Source organism: Pseudomonas sp. WAC2 (assembly GCF_030403525.1).
Lineage (GTDB): Bacteria > Pseudomonadota > Gammaproteobacteria > Pseudomonadales > Pseudomonadaceae > Chryseomonas > Chryseomonas luteola.
Genome location: NZ_JAUEPD010000001.1, coordinates 668,502 through 683,664 on the forward strand (window position 1 = coordinate 668,502; position 15,163 = coordinate 683,664).

A 15,163-nucleotide genomic window follows, 5' to 3' on the forward strand; every position below is an offset into this window, starting at 1 on the left:
TTAAGAACTCTCTATTAGCGAAAGAGTACGGGGTCTTTCGAGCCAGCCGCCCTCTCCATCAGGAACGATCTCAATCACATCAATCTGACTTTCGGTAATGGAAACGATACGCCCATCGTTTCTACCCAGATAATCACCCACCTTGACGCGGTGAACTCCTCCAGCTCCCTTGATCAAGGCAAAACGACCTGATGCATTGGAAAGCGTGCCCACCATCTGGAAGGTTTCAATATTGAAGCCTTCCAGAAATTGTTTCGGCCTGGTTTCATCAGGCTTGATGTTCTTTGATCCTCTCTGCTTCGCCGTTAAATCAATTTTTATAGGTGGCTGGAATGGGCTGCGCATATCAGCCGCACCATAAGCAAATGGCTCATAAGGCTGAAACTGGGGCAATGGCTCTATGCTCCCCTTCGGCCTTGCCCGAACTTCATCCATATAACTTTGAAGATCAGACACATCATCCCCACCACCGCACCCTGACAGCGCAGCAAGCAAAAGCCCACACATCAGAATTCGGGCTCTCATTGGTGCAATCCCTTGTCGTTATAGCGATACGTCTTGGCCAGAATGTTCATTCGCAGCTGCGCTCCGCTGTCAGGCGATACACGGCTGATATCGAAATCATGCAACGTCACGATACGTGGCAGGCTTGAGGCACTGCTGACAAACGTCGCCAGATCGTGATAGCTCCCCACCACCGTAATCTGGATGGGCAACTCAACGTAGAACTGCTGTACGTTTTCAGGCAGCAAACGAATCTGCTCGAACTCAAGACCGCTTTTCAACCCGGTACGCGTAATATCTTCGAGCAGTGCAGGTACCTCTGTATCGCTGGGCAACTGACGCAGCATGGCACCAAATGACTCCTCCATTTCAGTCATTTGAACCTTGTACGCATCCAGGTTAGCGGCCTGAAATGCCTTGCTCCCAAATTGCTGTTTGAGGGTTTCTTCTTGAGCCTGCTTGTTTTCCAGCTCTGTCTGCATGTCCTTCAGATAGAAGTTATAGCCTAGCGCCAGCACCACAGCGACAATCAGAATGCAGGTAATCACCTTGGCTGCCGGGGGCCATGCACCCAGGTTATCCATATCAAGATCATTCAGATCGATCTTGCGAAGGCTTGCCAGAGTATCGGCCAAACTCATGACTTACCTCCTTGTGCGGGCACCGCAGGCGTTGGCACAGCCGGCTTTGTCTGTTTCACCGTCATTTGGAAGGCATTGTTCTGGTCAACTGCCCCTGATGTCAGCGCCTTGACCTCTGTCAGATTAGGCGAAGCCAGCCATTCGGAATTTTCGAAGTTACGCATAAGGTTGGAAACGCGGTTGTTGGACTCCGCTTCACCAACAATGGAAATGGTATCGCCCTGCATCTTAAGACCAGTGAAGTACACGCCATCCGGCAACGTGCGCACCAATTGATCAAACACATGGCCAATGACAGGCCTGTTACCCTGCAAATCCTGAATGATCTTCATTCGTTCAAGGAGCTGTTGTCTGCGTGTTTTCAGCTCACTGATTTCCTTGATACGAGAGTCCAGAACGGCAATTTCGCCTTGTATATAGGCATTACGGGCGTCCTGGTTCTCAATTGCAGAGGTAAAGTACTTATCACCTAGAAAGATGATTGCGGCCGACAGGACAAACATCCCGCCAATAACCACCAGAAAGCGCTTCTTACGCTCTTCCCTTAGCTGTTCACGCCAAGGTAACAAGTTGATATGGGCCATCAGTCGAAGCTCCTCATAGCCAGACCGCAGGCAATCATGAGCGCCGGAGCGTCACTGGCCAGAGCACTTGCATTGACTTTGCTATTTAGCGTCATATCAGCAAACGGATTAGCAACTAGGGTCGGAGTGCCAATTTTCTGTTGGATCAGCCGATCCAGGCCGGAAATTGACGCGGTTCCTCCCGCAAGCAAGATATAGTCCACATCATTGTATTGTCCGGCTGCAAAGAAGAATTGCAGTGAGCGGGCAACCTGCTGGACAACCGCATCCCGGAAGGGGGTCAATACTTCGACCTGATAATCATCAGGCAGTCCACCCTGCTTTTTGGCAAGACCGGCTTCCTCAATGGACAGTCCGTAACGGCGTTGGATTTCCTCGGTCAGCTGCCGTCCGCCAAAGAGCTGCTCGCGCGTATAAATGGTACGGCCATTATGCAGAACGCTAAGGGTAGTCATCGTGGCGCCAATATCAACAATCGCAACCGTCAATTCATCGACATTACCGCCTAGCTGCCCGGCCATTAGCGTATAAGCACGCTCAAGAGCATAAGCTTCTACATCAATAACCTTGGCAGAAAGCCCGGCCAACGCTAACGCGGCCTCACGAACTTCAACGTTTTCCTTACGACATGCCGCAAGGAGTACTTCAACACGGCCTGGATTACGCGCCGACTGCCCTTGAACCTCGAAGTCAATCGCCACTTCCTCAAGGGGATAAGGAATATACTGATCCGCCTCAAGCTTGATCTGGTTTTCAAGCTCGTCATCCGAAAGACCCGCATCCATTTCGATGGTCTTTGCAATAACAGCCGAACCCGCTACCGCCACTGCTGCATTTCGAGCATTCGTTCGAGCCTTAGCCAGAACCCGACCCAGCGCTTGCCCTACGCCTTCAAGCTCGGCAATGTTCTTTTCCACCACGGCGTTTGGCGGCAACGGCTCAACGGCATAGGCTTCGACCCTATACCGTCCACCAGCACGACTCAGCTCAAGCAACTTGACAGACGTTGAGCTGATATCGATTCCCAGTAGCGTATTCGTCTTCTTTTTGAATAGCCCTAGCACAACAGTTTCCCTATCTGTATTCGCCACGCATTGGGCGATTCGTATTCATCGGCATTAGCTGGCAGACTTGACATACGCGCAAATAGCGATCTGTCCCAAAAACTGCCTATAATGCGCCTACTTCTTGGCTCGCAAAATTGTTGCCAGATTCACTTCTTTATAGCTGAAAAAGCCATATCCAATGCGTTTGTTAAAATTTATCTGGTGGTCTTGCCTTGGCATCGTCTGCAGCGTCTTTCTTGGGCTTAGCGGCGCCTTCCTCTACCTTAGCCCGAGCCTACCCTCGGTAGATGCCCTGCGGAACGTGCAGTTGCAGATCCCCCTTCGCATTTACAGCGCAGATGGAAAGCTGATTGCCGAATTTGGAGAAATGCGGCGCTCGCCTTTACGTTTCTCCGAAATCCCCCCGGATTTCATCCATGCGCTTCTTTCGGCTGAGGACGACAATTTTGCCAACCACTACGGTGTAGACGTTAAAAGTCTGATGCGTGCCGTAGCACAATTGGTCAAAACAGGTCACATTCAGACCGGCGGCAGCACCATCACTATGCAGGTGGCCAAGAACTATTTCCTGACCAGCGAACGCAGTTTTTCACGTAAATTCACCGAGATACTGTTGGCCTTGCAAATTGAGCGCCAGCTTACAAAGGATGAAATTCTGCAGCTCTATGTCAACAAGATTTATCTAGGCAACCGCGCCTATGGAATCGAGGCCGCTGCACAGGTGTACTACGGCAAATCAATCAATGAGCTGACGCTAGCGCAGAAAGCGATGATTGCCGGCCTGCCAAAAGCACCGTCACGCTATAACCCGATCGTAAACCCCGAGCGCAGCAAGGAGAGACGAAACTGGATTCTCGAGCGGATGCTAAAGCTGGGTTATATCGATCAGCGCGCCTACGAAACGGCCGTGGCTGAAGCTATCGACGCCTACCATCACGTCGCCGTACCGGAGCTCGCAGCGCCCTATGTCGCTGAGATGGCTCGAGCGGAAATGGTCGGACGGTATGGTAGCGATGCCTATACAGAGGGCTATAAGGTTACGACGACTATCGATAGCCACCTGCAGAACGTTGCCAATGCCGCCGTGCGCAACGGCTTGATCGACTATGACCAGCGCCACGGCTATCGTGGAGCTGAAGCGCATTATCCGAACAAGTCGCGCAGTGAATGGTTAAGCCTGCTGCAATCCCATCGTACTGTTGGAGGGTTGGAGCCAGCCATCGTCACCCAGACCGAAAAGAGCGGCATATTGGTTCTGACAGCAAACGACAAAGAAGAAGCTATCGCTTGGGAAACCATGAAATGGGCTCGCCCTTATATCAGCGCCAATAGCATGGGACCCAAGCCGAATACGCCCAGTGATGTCGTCAAAGTAGGTGATCTCATCCGTATTTTGCGTCAAGAAGATGGCAGCTTACGGTTTGTTCAGGTCCCCAAGGCCCAAAGCGCGCTGGTATCGCTTGATCCACAAGACGGTGCCATTCAGGCCTTGGTTGGCGGATTCTCGTTCGAGCAGAGTAATTACAATCGCGCCATTCAGGCCCGCCGCCAGCCGGGCTCGAGCTTCAAACCGTTCATTTACAGTGCTGCCCTGGATAAAGGCTATACCGCAGCCTCGCTCGTTAATGACGCGCCTATCGTGTTTATGGACAGCAGCATGGACGAGGCGTGGCGTCCCAAGAACGATACGAACACCTTCTTGGGCCCTATCCGCCTGCGCGAGGCACTGTATCGCTCGCGCAACCTGGTCTCCATTCGCCTTCTGCAGGCCATTGGTATCGATTATGCGATTAACTATGTGACCCGCTTCGGCTTTGAAAAGGATCTTCTGCCACGCAACCTTTCACTGGCGTTGGGTACACCCGGCCTTACGCCAATGGAAATTGCCAATGGCTGGACAGCTTTTGCAAACGGCGGCTACAAGGTCAACTCTTACATTATCTCGAAGGTTGAGAGTCGCGACGGACAACTGCTTTATCAGGCTAATCCGCCACGTGTTCCGCAGAACGCGAATACTGCGGCAGCTGCCCCGGAGAATGTTCAGGTAACACCTGCCAGCGTAACCAATGCTAACGGCACAATGAGCCAGACACCCGCCATTGCACCGCAAATCATTGATCCGCGTAACGCCTATATCATGACCAGCATGCTGCAGGATGTGATCAAGCGCGGCACGGGTCGTCGAGCGCTTGAACTGAAGCGCGGGGATTTAGCAGGTAAAACCGGAACGACAAACGACTCAAAAGACACGTGGTTCTCAGGATATAACGCTGATTACGTTACTACGGTATGGGTAGGTTTTGATCAGCCCGACACCCTGGGTCGTCATGAGTTTGGCGGTAATGTGGCACTTCCCATCTGGATGCAGTACATGGGCAGTGCTTTGGAAGGCAAACCCGACCACCTGCCAGCGGAACCACCGGGAATTGCCACCCTGCGCATTGATCCTGTCAGTGGCCGAGCGGCTCCGCCTGGTACCCCTGACGCGTACTTCGAGCTGTTCAAGAATGAAGACACACCGCCGCCCATGGATGAGCTAGGCCCAGGCAGCTCGCCTGGCACGCCACTTCCGTCCGATGAGTCCGCCCCAATGGACCTGTTCTAAGGACAATAAAAAACCCCGCCTAGGCGGGGTTTTTTATTGTCCTGATTAGTGACTAAAAACGTCACTAACCGACTTGAGCGGATAGTGTGCCGGGTATGCACGGGTCGCTACGCCCGACTCAATAGCCGCTTTGGCGACTGCATCGGAGACCACTGTGATCAGACGAGGATCCATGGGCTTTGGAATGATATATCCACGGCCAAAGCTCAACTCATCAACACCATAGGCCTCACATACCTCCTTCGGCACTGGAAGCTTGGCAAGATCCCGTAGCGCATGAGCCGCTGCAATCTTCATTTCTTCATTGATAACCGTAGCCCGCACATCCAGTGCGCCTCGGAAAATGAAGGGGAAACCCAACACGTTGTTCACCTGGTTCGGATAGTCGGAACGGCCAGTGGCCATAATGACATCTGAACGGGTTTCATGAGCCAATTCCGGCTTGATCTCCGGATCTGGGTTAGAGCAGGCGAATACGATGGGATTCGGCGCCATGCGCTGCAAATCCTCAGCGCTCAGTAGGTTCGCACCAGACAGACCAACGAAGACATCAGCGCCATCCAGCGCGTCAGATAAGGTACGCTTGTCAGTCTCGGTCGCAAAGATAGCCTTGTACTGGTTGAGATCGGTACGACCAGAATGGATCACACCCTGACGATCCAGCATGAAAATATTTTCGACCTTGGCTCCCATGCTAATTAGCAGCTTCATGCAGGAAATGGCTGCCGCACCTGCCCCCAGACAAACGATCTTGGCATCTTCTAGATTCTTGCCAGCAATCTCCAACGCGTTCAGCATGCCGGCCGCGGTCACGATAGCCGTACCGTGCTGATCATCATGAAAAACCGGAATATTGCACTGGTCGATCAGAGCCTTTTCGATCTCGAAGCACTCAGGCGCTTTGATGTCTTCCAGGTTTATACCGCCAAAGGTAATGGAAATACGCTTTACGGTATCAATGAACGCCTGTGGACTTTCGGCATCGACTTCGATATCGAACACGTCGATACCGGCAAAGCGCTTGAACAGGACACCCTTGCCTTCCATAACCGGCTTTGACGCCAATGGTCCCAGATTACCCAGACCAAGGATGGCTGTACCGTCAGAGATCACAGCAACCAGGTTACCTTTACCGGTGTACTGGTAGGCGAGCTCGGCATCACGAGCGATTTCGCGAACAGGCTCTGCTACACCCGGGCTGTAAGCCAGAGATAGATCACGAGCGGTAGCGGTAGGCTTGGTCAGTTCAACGCTCAACTTACCTGGACGGGGTTGAGCATGGTATTCGAGAGCGGCTGTTTTCAAGTCAGACATTATAAGTATCCGCTATGGCGTGTTGGGTCAAAAGTGGATGGAGGATACGCAAGAAGATTACGCCCCACAAGCAATGGCCCTAATAGTCAATAGCTGTTGTATACGACTTTAGGCCAATCCTGTGTAGCCTTCATCCACATGTAACGAGACGAACCGCCTTGAGGCTAAAACGTGCCTTGCAAGACAGGCTCAGGTAGATCGGAACATCGATAACAGGCGTGAACGGTTTGTTCTGCCAGCAGCGCATTGCAAGGGTAACAGCCAGCATTTCAAACCTGACTGCGACAATGCCCTATCGCGTACATGTTCTCATTGTGTGAGGTTGCAGAGCGGCTACGGGATGGGTGAGCCAAGCTCGTGAACTGATTATGCGTCATCAATGCGGATTTGACACCTGCCCCAATGTCACAGCCGACCTTGACGATACAATTCGTCTTTTGCAAGGCAATAAAAAAGGCGTCCATATGGACGCCTTTTGGTCGATCGCTCAGGTACGACATGAGCGATCAAACGTATTACTTCTGAGCAGTACCGAAAACACCGAAGCGCTGTTTGAAGCGATCGATACGACCACCTGCATCCAGCACCTTCTGCTTACCTGTATAGAACGGGTGGCATTCAGAGCACACGTCCAGGTTGATGTTCTTAGCCAGTGTGGAGCGCGTCTTGATGACATTGCCACAGCTGCAGCTTGCTTCGATATTAGTATACGTAGGATGAATATCGGCTTTCATTACGAAATCCTCGAGTTCGTGCCGTGCCGCCACCCGGCGTCATTGCCGAATACCGCACGGATAATAGGCCGCGCATCATAACAGAGGCTTACGACGATGCAAGCCGTTACGTCTACCAATGGTCTGCTAATATCTGCCTCTTTTTGCCTCCGAGTCCAGACGTGTCTGAAGTCCTGCTGCGCCTTGCGCTGCCCTCTCCTTTACGCCGGCTATTCGACTACCGAGCGCCAGCCGGCGTCGACGCCTCGGAACTGATCCCAGGTGTTCGGCTACGCGTACCCTTTGGGCGCAGGGAGATCGTGGGCATTCTGGTGCAGATCGTGTCCGAGACCGATGTTCCGCGAGATAAACTAAAGCCCGCCATTGCGCTGTTGGATACCACCCCCCCAATGCCGGCCAGCCTGATCGAGCTTTGCAAGTGGACAGCCCAGTATTACCAGCACAGCCTGGGCGATACCTTTACGTGTGCCCTGCCAGGACTCCTGCGACAGGGCGACCCTGCCGAGCGGCGGGTCCAACGGTTCTGGATAGCCAGGCCTGAAGCTGATGTATCGGACCCACGTCTCGTACGAGCGCCACGCCAGCGCGAAGCCTTGAAAGTCGTCAAACAGCACCCACATGGCGTTGCCCATGAATTGCTTAGCCAGCTCGGCCTTGCCAAAGACGCACTCGATACCTTGCAGGCAAAGGGACTGGTCGATGTCGAGTCCCGCCAAATCATGCCAGCCAAACATCACGGCGCCTGGCTGGCACAAGCAGAACTCCCATTCAACCACGAGCAGCGTATTGCCTACGAAGCGGTCAAAGCGAGACTTGGTAGCTTTCACTGCTTTTTATTGGATGGTGTGACGGGAAGCGGCAAAACCGAGGTTTATCTTCAGCTCATACGCCGGACACTCGAAACAGGACGGCAGGCCTTGGTCCTGATCCCGGAAATCAACCTGGGACCACAAACACTGTCCCGCTTCGAGAAACGCTTCAATGCCCGTATCGTGCTGATCCACTCGGCGCTTACCGACCGGGAGCGCACGGACGCCTGGTTGGCTGCACGCGACGGCGATGTCGATATCGTCATAGGTACACGCTCCGCACTTTTCACTCCGCTGAAAAACCCAGGCCTTATCATTGTCGATGAAGAGCACGATGCGTCTTATAAACAGCAGGAAGGCTTGCGCTACCATGCCCGCGACCTGGCTGTCGTCAGGGCTCGGCTTGAAAGAGTCCCGCTGCTTCTAGGCTCCGCTACTCCCTCCCTGGAAAGTCTTCATAACGCTGAAATCGGTCGCTATGGCCTGCTTCGCCTCACTCAGCGTGCCGGCAGTGCTACTACCCCGAAGTTTCAGCGCCTGGATGTCAGGAGCCGCCCTCTTGATTCAGGTCTCTCACAGCCATTGGCGCAAGCGATTGGCGACACGCTGAGCAAGGGCCAACAGGTTCTGGTCTTTTTAAATCGCCGAGGCTTTGCGCCTACGCTGCTGTGCCATGACTGCGGCTGGATCGCCCAGTGTCCACGCTGCGATGCGCGTATGACCATTCACCAGCGGTCAGGCGAGCTACGTTGTCACCACTGCGATCATCGTCAACGCCCGTCACAACACTGCCCTGCCTGCGGCAAGCTAGATCTACGCCCATTGGGTGCTGGTACGGAGCGTGCGGAAGAGCGGCTTCGGATTCTCTTCCCGCAATTTCCAGTGTTGCGTATCGATCGGGATAGCACCATGCGCAAGGATGCCATGGCCAATATCTTCTCTATCATTCAGCGCGGCGAGCCCTGCATCCTGGTAGGAACACAAATGCTGGCCAAGGGGCATCATTTCCCCCGCGTCACGCTGGTAGCCATCCTGGATGCCGATGGGGGCCTGTTTTCAGCAGATTTTCGTGCCAGCGAGCGCATGGCTCAACAAGTGATTCAGGTAGCCGGTCGCTCAGGCCGTGCAGAAGTACAGGGCCAAGTGTTGATTCAGACTCATCTGGCGGATCATCCCTTGCTGGTACAGCTAACCGAGCAAGGGTACGTCGCCTTCGCCCAGCAAGCCCTGGCAGAGCGTCGTGCAGCTGGCCTTCCCCCGTTTACTCACCTGGCGCTGTTACGTGCCGAAGCTTACAAGCCTGGACAGGCAGAAGAATTCCTGGAGCTGGCCTATGCTGAAGCCGATCAGCTGGCAGCAGAGCTGGACTTGCCCCATATTGAGCTTCTCGGCCCTGTCCCCGCGCCCATGGAACGTCGGGCGGGCCGCTTTCGTGCACAGCTATTATTACAAGCATCACTCCGAGCCCCGCTTCACCGGTTACTGACCAGCTGGGTGTTACGCCTGGAAAGTCTGCCAGCGGGAAGGCAGGTACGTTGGTCACTGGATGTTGATCCCATAGATCTTTATTAGGACTTTTTTCACCTTAATTTCGGGCTCCGCAGGCCTCAATGACGTCTACACGTTGGCAAGTGATCCTAGCCTGCGGATAATGCAGGGTTTTCATTACGCGCCCAGGCGCGAGCCAAAGGCCAGACGATCATGAAAGACACTATTCGACAGCTTATTCAGAACGCCTTGGAGCGCCTTACTGCCGAAGGCATCTTGCCAGATGGTCTGACGCCGACCATCCAGGTCGAAAATACCAAGGACAAAAGTCACGGCGACTTTGCGAGCAATATCGCTATGATGCTGGCAAAACCTGCCGGCATGAAGCCCCGTGACCTTGCAGAAAAACTGATTGCAGCCCTGCCTGCCGACTCGAGCGTCAGCCAGGTGCAAATTGCGGGCCCAGGTTTTTTGAACTTCTTCCAGAATCACGAACAACTGGCCCAGCGCCTGGATGCTGCGCTGGCTGATACGCATCTGGCCATTCAGAAGTCCGCGCCCAAACAGCGGGTTGTTGTAGACCTCTCCTCTCCCAACCTGGCCAAGGAAATGCATGTGGGTCACCTGCGCTCCACCATCATTGGTGACGCCGTTGCACGTGTACTCGAATTTCTAGGGGATGATGTTATCCGGCAAAATCATGTCGGCGACTGGGGAACCCAGTTCGGCATGCTTCTCGCCTATCTTGAAGAACAGCCTGCGGCAGCTGAAAGCGAGCTTTCCGACCTGGAAACATTTTATCGAGCCGCTAAGAAGCGCTTCGATGAGTCTCCTGAATTTGCCGATCGCGCTCGCGAGCTGGTCGTCAAGCTGCAAGCGGGCGATGAAGCCTGCCTGAAACTATGGCACCGCTTCAATGAGATCTCCCTGAGTCACTGCCAGAAGGTCTATGACCGCCTGAACGTCAAACTCACGCCTGCGGACGTAAAAGGAGAGAGCGCCTACAACAGCGAGCTACCTGGTATCGTGACCGAACTCGATGCCAAGGGCCTGCTTACCGAAAGCGATGGCGCCCGCTGCGTTTTCCTTGAAGAGTTCAAGAATGCGGAAGGCAATCCACTTCCGGTGATCGTGCAGAAGGCAGGAGGCGGCTACCTGTACGCCACGACCGATCTGGCAGCCATGCGCTACCGTAGCCAGGTTCTGAATGCCGATCGAGTCCTTTACTTTGTCGACCAGCGCCAAGCATTGCACTTCCAGATGGCCTTTGAAGTTGCTCATCTGGCTGGTTTCGTTGCCCCATCCATGAGTCTTGAACATATGGGGTTCGGGACCATGAATGGTGCAGATGGCCGCCCTTTCAAGACGCGCGACGGCGGCACGGTCAAGCTGATCGACCTGCTTGATGAGGCAGAAGAGCGCGCCTACACCTTAGTCAAGGAAAAAAACCCCTCCCTGGAAGAAACCGAGCTGCGTGAAATTGCTCGCGCAGTGGGTATCGGCGCCGTCAAATACGCAGATCTGTCCAAGCACAGAACAAGTGACTACAGCTTCAATTTCGAGCTGATGCTCAGCTTTGAAGGCAATACGGCACCCTATCTGCTCTACGCCTATACCCGCGTCGCCAGTATCTTTCGCAAGCTTGGCCAGGGATACGATGAGGTCGAAGGCCAGATTCGCCTGGAAGCTCCTCAGGAGCAAGATCTGGGTGCTCGTCTGGCCCAGTTTGGCGAAACCCTGAATTCGGTAGCGGAGAAAGGGGTGCCGCATCTTCTATGCGCCTATCTCTACGACATTGCCGGTCTCTTCTCCAGCTTTTACGAAAACTGCCCCATTCTCAGCGCAGAAGATCCTGCTCAACGGCAAAGCCGCCTACGCCTGGCCGCCTTGACCGGGCGCACCCTTAAACAAGGTCTCGAACTGCTAGGCCTGAATACACTGGAACGTATGTAAACGGACGTATATGGCAAAGAAAGCAGCACCTAAACGAGGCGCAAGCCGAAATCAGCCAGCCGCCAAGAAGCAGCCTATTCCCGGTTGGGTATGGCTGGCTTCAGGTCTTGCCATTGGTGGCTTCGTGGTCTTTCTGATGAAGCTTGAGCCGGGCAACGATGCCGTTCGTCGCTCCAAGGGTGAGGAGGCACAAGTTGCGTCCAAGACCAAACAGGAGGCTCCTACTACGCCAACCCCGGTCAAGCCCAAGTATGACTTCTACACACTGCTACCGGAGTCCGAAGTAATCGTGCCTCCGGACGCCGTGCCGCAGACGAGTCCAACCCCTACTCCCAAGCCTGAAACGCCGCCTGCGACGACAGCTCAGCTGCCTGCTGGCTCGCCACAGCAACCTCAGACACCTGCCCAGGCTGCTGCGCAGCCACCTGCTCAACAGCCCAAGACAGCAGCACAGCCACCCGTGACGCTGTTCTTCCTCCAGGCAGGCTCGTTTAGAACACAGGCTGACGCTGATCGGGTGCGAGCACAGATCATCCTGATCGGTCAGGATGTGCGGGTAGAGTCAGGCAAGGTCAAGGATGACACATGGTATCGTGTCCTGGTCGGTCCCTTCAGAGATCGCAACCAACTGACCCAAGCCCAGAGCCAGCTGGCCAGCAACGGTTTCAAGAACCTGCTGCTTCAGCAACGCCAGGGCCGATAACACATGACGGCTGGAAAAGGCTTGAAGCCTTGGAAGGCCGTCCCCATATCTCCGGCAATCGCTTAAGGCATAGCAGGAGAACACCCTTGACCACTATCGTTTCAGTGCGTCGCAACGGCAAAGTCGTCATTGGCGGCGATGGCCAGGTATCCCTGGGTAATACCGTCATGAAGGGTAACGCACGTAAAGTCCGTCGCCTTTACCACGGCCAGGTGCTGGCAGGTTTCGCCGGCGGCACCGCGGATGCGTTCACTCTGTTCGAACGCTTCGAGCAGCAACTCGACAAACATCAGGGCCATCTGGTCCGTGCCGCAGTAGAACTGGCCAAAGACTGGCGTACCGATCGCGCACTTCGCCGGCTGGAAGCTATGCTTGCAGTAGCTAACAAAGATGCCTCATTGATCATTACTGGCAATGGGGACGTCGTTGAGCCCGAAGAAGGTCTGATTGCCATGGGCTCTGGCGGCCCTTATGCACAAGCTGCCGCTCGCGCCCTGCTCACACACACTGAATTGAGTGCGCGCGAGATTGCCGAAACTGCACTGAATATTGCGGGAGACATTTGTGTCTTCACTAACCGTAACCTGACTATTGAGGAGCTGGACGCTTCCTGAGTCCGGCCGGAATAACGACATGTCTATGACTCCACGTGAAATCGTTCACGAACTTAATCGCCATATCATTGGCCAGGATGATGCAAAGCGCGCCGTAGCCATCGCTCTGCGTAATCGCTGGCGTCGCATGCAGCTTCCAGTGGAGCTGCGCGCTGAGGTCACACCCAAGAACATTCTGATGATTGGCCCGACAGGTGTAGGTAAAACCGAGATCGCCCGTCGACTGGCCAAACTGGCGAATGCACCCTTCCTGAAGGTAGAAGCCACCAAGTTCACTGAAGTGGGCTATGTAGGTCGTGACGTTGAGTCCATCATCCGCGATCTGGCTGATGCTGCCGTTAAAATGCTGCGTGAGCAGGAAATCGTCAAAGTCCGTCATCGTGCAGAAGATGCTGCCGAAGAGCGGATTCTTGACGCACTGCTACCGCCTGCACGTGCAGTAGGTTTCAGTGAAGAACCGACTCGCAGCGAAGACTCCAACACGCGTCAACTCTTCCGCAAGCGCCTGCGTGAAGGCCAGCTGGATGACAAGGAGATTGATATCGAAGTGGCTGAAGCGCCAGCAGGTATCGAGATCATGACTCCGCCCGGCATGGAGGAAATGACCAGCCAGTTGCAAAACCTCTTCTCCGGCCTGAACAAAGGCAAGATGAAGGCTCGCAAGCTCAAGGTTAAAGAAGCCTTCAAGCTGATCCGTGACGAGGAAGCTGCTCGTCTGGTCAACGAGGAAGAGCTTAAGGCACGTGCTCTGGAAGCGGTCGAGCAGAACGGTATCGTCTTCATCGACGAGATCGACAAGGTTGCCAAGCGTGGCAACACCAGTGGCGCTGACGTATCCCGCGAGGGCGTACAGCGCGATCTGCTGCCACTGATCGAAGGTTGCACGGTAAATACCAAGCTGGGTATGGTCAAAACCGACCACATCCTGTTTATCGCCTCGGGCGCGTTCCACTTGTCCAAGCCCAGCGATCTGGTACCTGAGCTTCAGGGACGTCTGCCAATCCGTGTAGAACTCAAGGCCCTAACACCTCAGGACTTCGAGCGCATTCTCACTGAACCGCACGCTTCACTGACAGAGCAATACCGTGAGCTGCTCAAGACTGAAGGCCTGGGTGTTGAGTTCACGCCTGAAGGGATCAGCCGCATTGCGGAAATTGCCTGGCAGGTCAACGAGAAGACGGAAAATATTGGTGCGCGCCGCCTGCATACGCTACTGGAGCGACTGCTGGAGGAAGTCTCGTTCAGCGCTGCTGATCTGGCAGGCCAGCAGAATGGCGAGCCTATTCGGATCGATGCTGCCTATGTCAACGGCCACCTGGGCGAGTTGGCACAGGACGAGGATCTGTCGCGCTATATTCTGTAAGGACGTCGACAACCTATCGCTCGCAGCCTCAAGGCTGCGAGCTTATCAGCGAGACCTATTGCCATGCGTTTGCCCACGGCCATCCAGCTGCACAAAGCATCCAAAACCCTCACCGTTCAATACGATACCGAGTCCTTTACGCTGCCTGCTGAATTTTTGCGCGTTCACTCGCCTTCTGCAGAAGTACAGGGTCACGGCAACCCCGTCCTGCAATTTGGCAAGAAGAACGTAGGCATCAGCCAAATCGAGGCAGCCGGTCAGTACGCATTGAAAATTACGTTCGATGACGGTCACGACAGTGGCTTGTTCACTTGGGAATACCTGTATGAACTCGGCCGCAATCAGGAGCAGATGTGGGCCGAGTACCTGTTTGCACTGGCCCGGGAAGGCAAGTCCAGAGATCCGGATGTATCCGTCGTCAAACTGATGCTATAACGCTCAAGCCTGTAGCGCTTTATCCAGCTTCTTCTCGATTTCATGCTCAATCTGTGAGCTCAGGGCCGAGAAGAAGAACCCCAAGGTTGCGTCGACACGCACCTTGTCTTCGCCTACCTCGATACGCCCATCAACACCTGTACGGGAAAATTGCAGCGTATCACCCTCCCAACGGCACTCCACACCGTAATCACGCGTTAGCTTTTCGGCCAGCGCCCCCGCCTTGGCACGCGCAGTTTCAAGACCTAGTGAATGGGAACGTTCGACACTGATTTGGGACATAGGAAGTACTCCAGCGAATTCGCCTGCGACTATAGCGGGGGCTGTCATGCACGAAAAGCACGAGAAC

The 15,163-nt window shown here is 54.4% G+C and carries 14 protein-coding genes; 7 read left to right on the forward strand and 7 right to left on the reverse strand.

Annotation, left to right across the window (positions count from 1 at the left end):
* The 4 genes from pilP to QWJ10_RS03035 are packed head-to-tail and all read right to left on the reverse strand — an operon-like array spanning position 1 to position 2,793.
* Positions 1-525 (reverse strand): type 4a pilus biogenesis lipoprotein PilP, encoded by a 525-nt coding sequence (pilP, locus tag QWJ10_RS03020; protein WP_010797033.1) that lies wholly within the window; start codon positions 523-525, stop codon positions 1-3.
* Complete coding sequence (gene pilO, locus QWJ10_RS03025) at positions 522-1,145, reverse strand: type 4a pilus biogenesis protein PilO (protein WP_019363987.1); 624 nt, start codon at positions 1,143-1,145, stop codon at positions 522-524. Before pilO ends, pilP begins: the two co-directional genes overlap by 4 nt.
* Positions 1,142-1,729, reverse strand: coding sequence for a PilN domain-containing protein (locus QWJ10_RS03030; protein ID WP_010797031.1), 588 nt, complete (start codon positions 1,727-1,729; stop codon positions 1,142-1,144). Before QWJ10_RS03030 ends, pilO begins: the two co-directional genes overlap by 4 nt.
* Positions 1,729-2,793: a pilus assembly protein PilM gene (locus QWJ10_RS03035; RefSeq protein WP_019363985.1), complete on the reverse strand. Its 1,065-nt coding sequence runs from the start codon at positions 2,791-2,793 to the stop codon at positions 1,729-1,731. Before QWJ10_RS03035 ends, QWJ10_RS03030 begins: the two co-directional genes overlap by 1 nt.
* A 181-nt stretch (positions 2,794-2,974) precedes the next feature.
* On the opposite strand from QWJ10_RS03035, the gene QWJ10_RS03040 reads away from it, so the two are divergent.
* A complete protein-coding gene (locus tag QWJ10_RS03040) occupies positions 2,975-5,401 on the forward strand; it encodes a penicillin-binding protein 1A (protein ID WP_289924225.1) in 2,427 nt (808 codons plus the stop codon).
* A 45-nt stretch (positions 5,402-5,446) separates the two neighbouring features.
* On the opposite strand, the gene QWJ10_RS03045 is transcribed toward QWJ10_RS03040, so the two are convergent.
* Both QWJ10_RS03045 and rpmE read right to left on the reverse strand, forming a co-directional pair.
* Positions 5,447-6,715, reverse strand: coding sequence for a malic enzyme-like NAD(P)-binding protein (locus QWJ10_RS03045; protein WP_074823157.1), 1,269 nt, complete (start codon positions 6,713-6,715; stop codon positions 5,447-5,449).
* Positions 6,716-7,230: 515 nt separating this feature from the next.
* Entirely contained in the window at positions 7,231-7,449 is a 219-nt protein-coding gene (gene rpmE, locus QWJ10_RS03050) for a 50S ribosomal protein L31 (RefSeq protein ID WP_010797026.1), read from the reverse strand.
* Between the two features lie 161 nt (positions 7,450-7,610).
* On the opposite strand from rpmE, the gene QWJ10_RS03055 reads away from it, so the two are divergent.
* From QWJ10_RS03055 to QWJ10_RS03080, 6 genes are all read left to right on the forward strand, one after another.
* Complete coding sequence (locus QWJ10_RS03055; RefSeq protein ID WP_289924226.1) at positions 7,611-9,830, forward strand: primosomal protein N'; 2,220 nt, start codon at positions 7,611-7,613, stop codon at positions 9,828-9,830.
* A gap of 129 nt (positions 9,831-9,959) precedes the next feature.
* On the forward strand, positions 9,960-11,699 hold the full coding sequence (argS, locus tag QWJ10_RS03060; RefSeq protein WP_289924227.1) for an arginine--tRNA ligase: 1,740 nt from the start codon (positions 9,960-9,962) through the stop codon (positions 11,697-11,699).
* A 10-nt stretch (positions 11,700-11,709) separates the two neighbouring features.
* The gene (locus tag QWJ10_RS03065) at positions 11,710-12,402 is read left to right on the forward strand and encodes an SPOR domain-containing protein (RefSeq protein WP_019363980.1); all 693 of its coding nucleotides are present in this window, start codon (positions 11,710-11,712) and stop codon (positions 12,400-12,402) included.
* Between the two features lie 86 nt (positions 12,403-12,488).
* Positions 12,489-13,016: an ATP-dependent protease subunit HslV gene (gene hslV / locus QWJ10_RS03070; RefSeq protein WP_010797022.1), complete on the forward strand. Its 528-nt coding sequence runs from the start codon at positions 12,489-12,491 to the stop codon at positions 13,014-13,016.
* A gap of 19 nt (positions 13,017-13,035) precedes the next feature.
* Entirely contained in the window at positions 13,036-14,379 is a 1,344-nt protein-coding gene (hslU, locus tag QWJ10_RS03075; protein WP_289924228.1) for an ATP-dependent protease ATPase subunit HslU, read from the forward strand.
* Positions 14,380-14,442: 63 nt separating this feature from the next.
* Positions 14,443-14,814: a DUF971 domain-containing protein gene (locus tag QWJ10_RS03080; RefSeq protein WP_010797020.1), complete on the forward strand. Its 372-nt coding sequence runs from the start codon at positions 14,443-14,445 to the stop codon at positions 14,812-14,814.
* 3 nt (positions 14,815-14,817) lie between these two features.
* Here QWJ10_RS03080 and QWJ10_RS03085 read toward each other — a convergent pair whose 3' ends face one another.
* Positions 14,818-15,096, reverse strand: coding sequence for a polyhydroxyalkanoic acid system family protein (locus tag QWJ10_RS03085; protein WP_019363978.1), 279 nt, complete (start codon positions 15,094-15,096; stop codon positions 14,818-14,820).
* Positions 15,097-15,163: the final 67 nt, after the last annotated feature.

Coding starts and splice junctions, on each gene's coding strand:
- pilO (WP_019363987.1), bottom strand. CDS start 1,145: ATGAGTTTGGCCGATACTCTGGCAAGCCTTCGCAAGATCGATCTGAAT.
- QWJ10_RS03045 (WP_074823157.1), bottom strand. CDS start 6,715: ATGTCTGACTTGAAAACAGCCGCTCTCGAATACCATGCTCAACCCCGT.
- QWJ10_RS03030 (WP_010797031.1), bottom strand. CDS start 1,729: ATGGCCCATATCAACTTGTTACCTTGGCGTGAACAGCTAAGGGAAGAG.
- argS (WP_289924227.1), top strand. CDS start 9,960: ATGAAAGACACTATTCGACAGCTTATTCAGAACGCCTTGGAGCGCCTT.
- QWJ10_RS03040 (WP_289924225.1), top strand. CDS start 2,975: ATGCGTTTGTTAAAATTTATCTGGTGGTCTTGCCTTGGCATCGTCTGC.
- QWJ10_RS03065 (WP_019363980.1), top strand. CDS start 11,710: ATGGCAAAGAAAGCAGCACCTAAACGAGGCGCAAGCCGAAATCAGCCA.
- QWJ10_RS03085 (WP_019363978.1), bottom strand. CDS start 15,096: ATGTCCCAAATCAGTGTCGAACGTTCCCATTCACTAGGTCTTGAAACT.
- pilP (WP_010797033.1), bottom strand. CDS start 525: ATGAGAGCCCGAATTCTGATGTGTGGGCTTTTGCTTGCTGCGCTGTCA.
- hslU (WP_289924228.1), top strand. CDS start 13,036: ATGTCTATGACTCCACGTGAAATCGTTCACGAACTTAATCGCCATATC.
- rpmE (WP_010797026.1), bottom strand. CDS start 7,449: ATGAAAGCCGATATTCATCCTACGTATACTAATATCGAAGCAAGCTGC.
- QWJ10_RS03080 (WP_010797020.1), top strand. CDS start 14,443: ATGCGTTTGCCCACGGCCATCCAGCTGCACAAAGCATCCAAAACCCTC.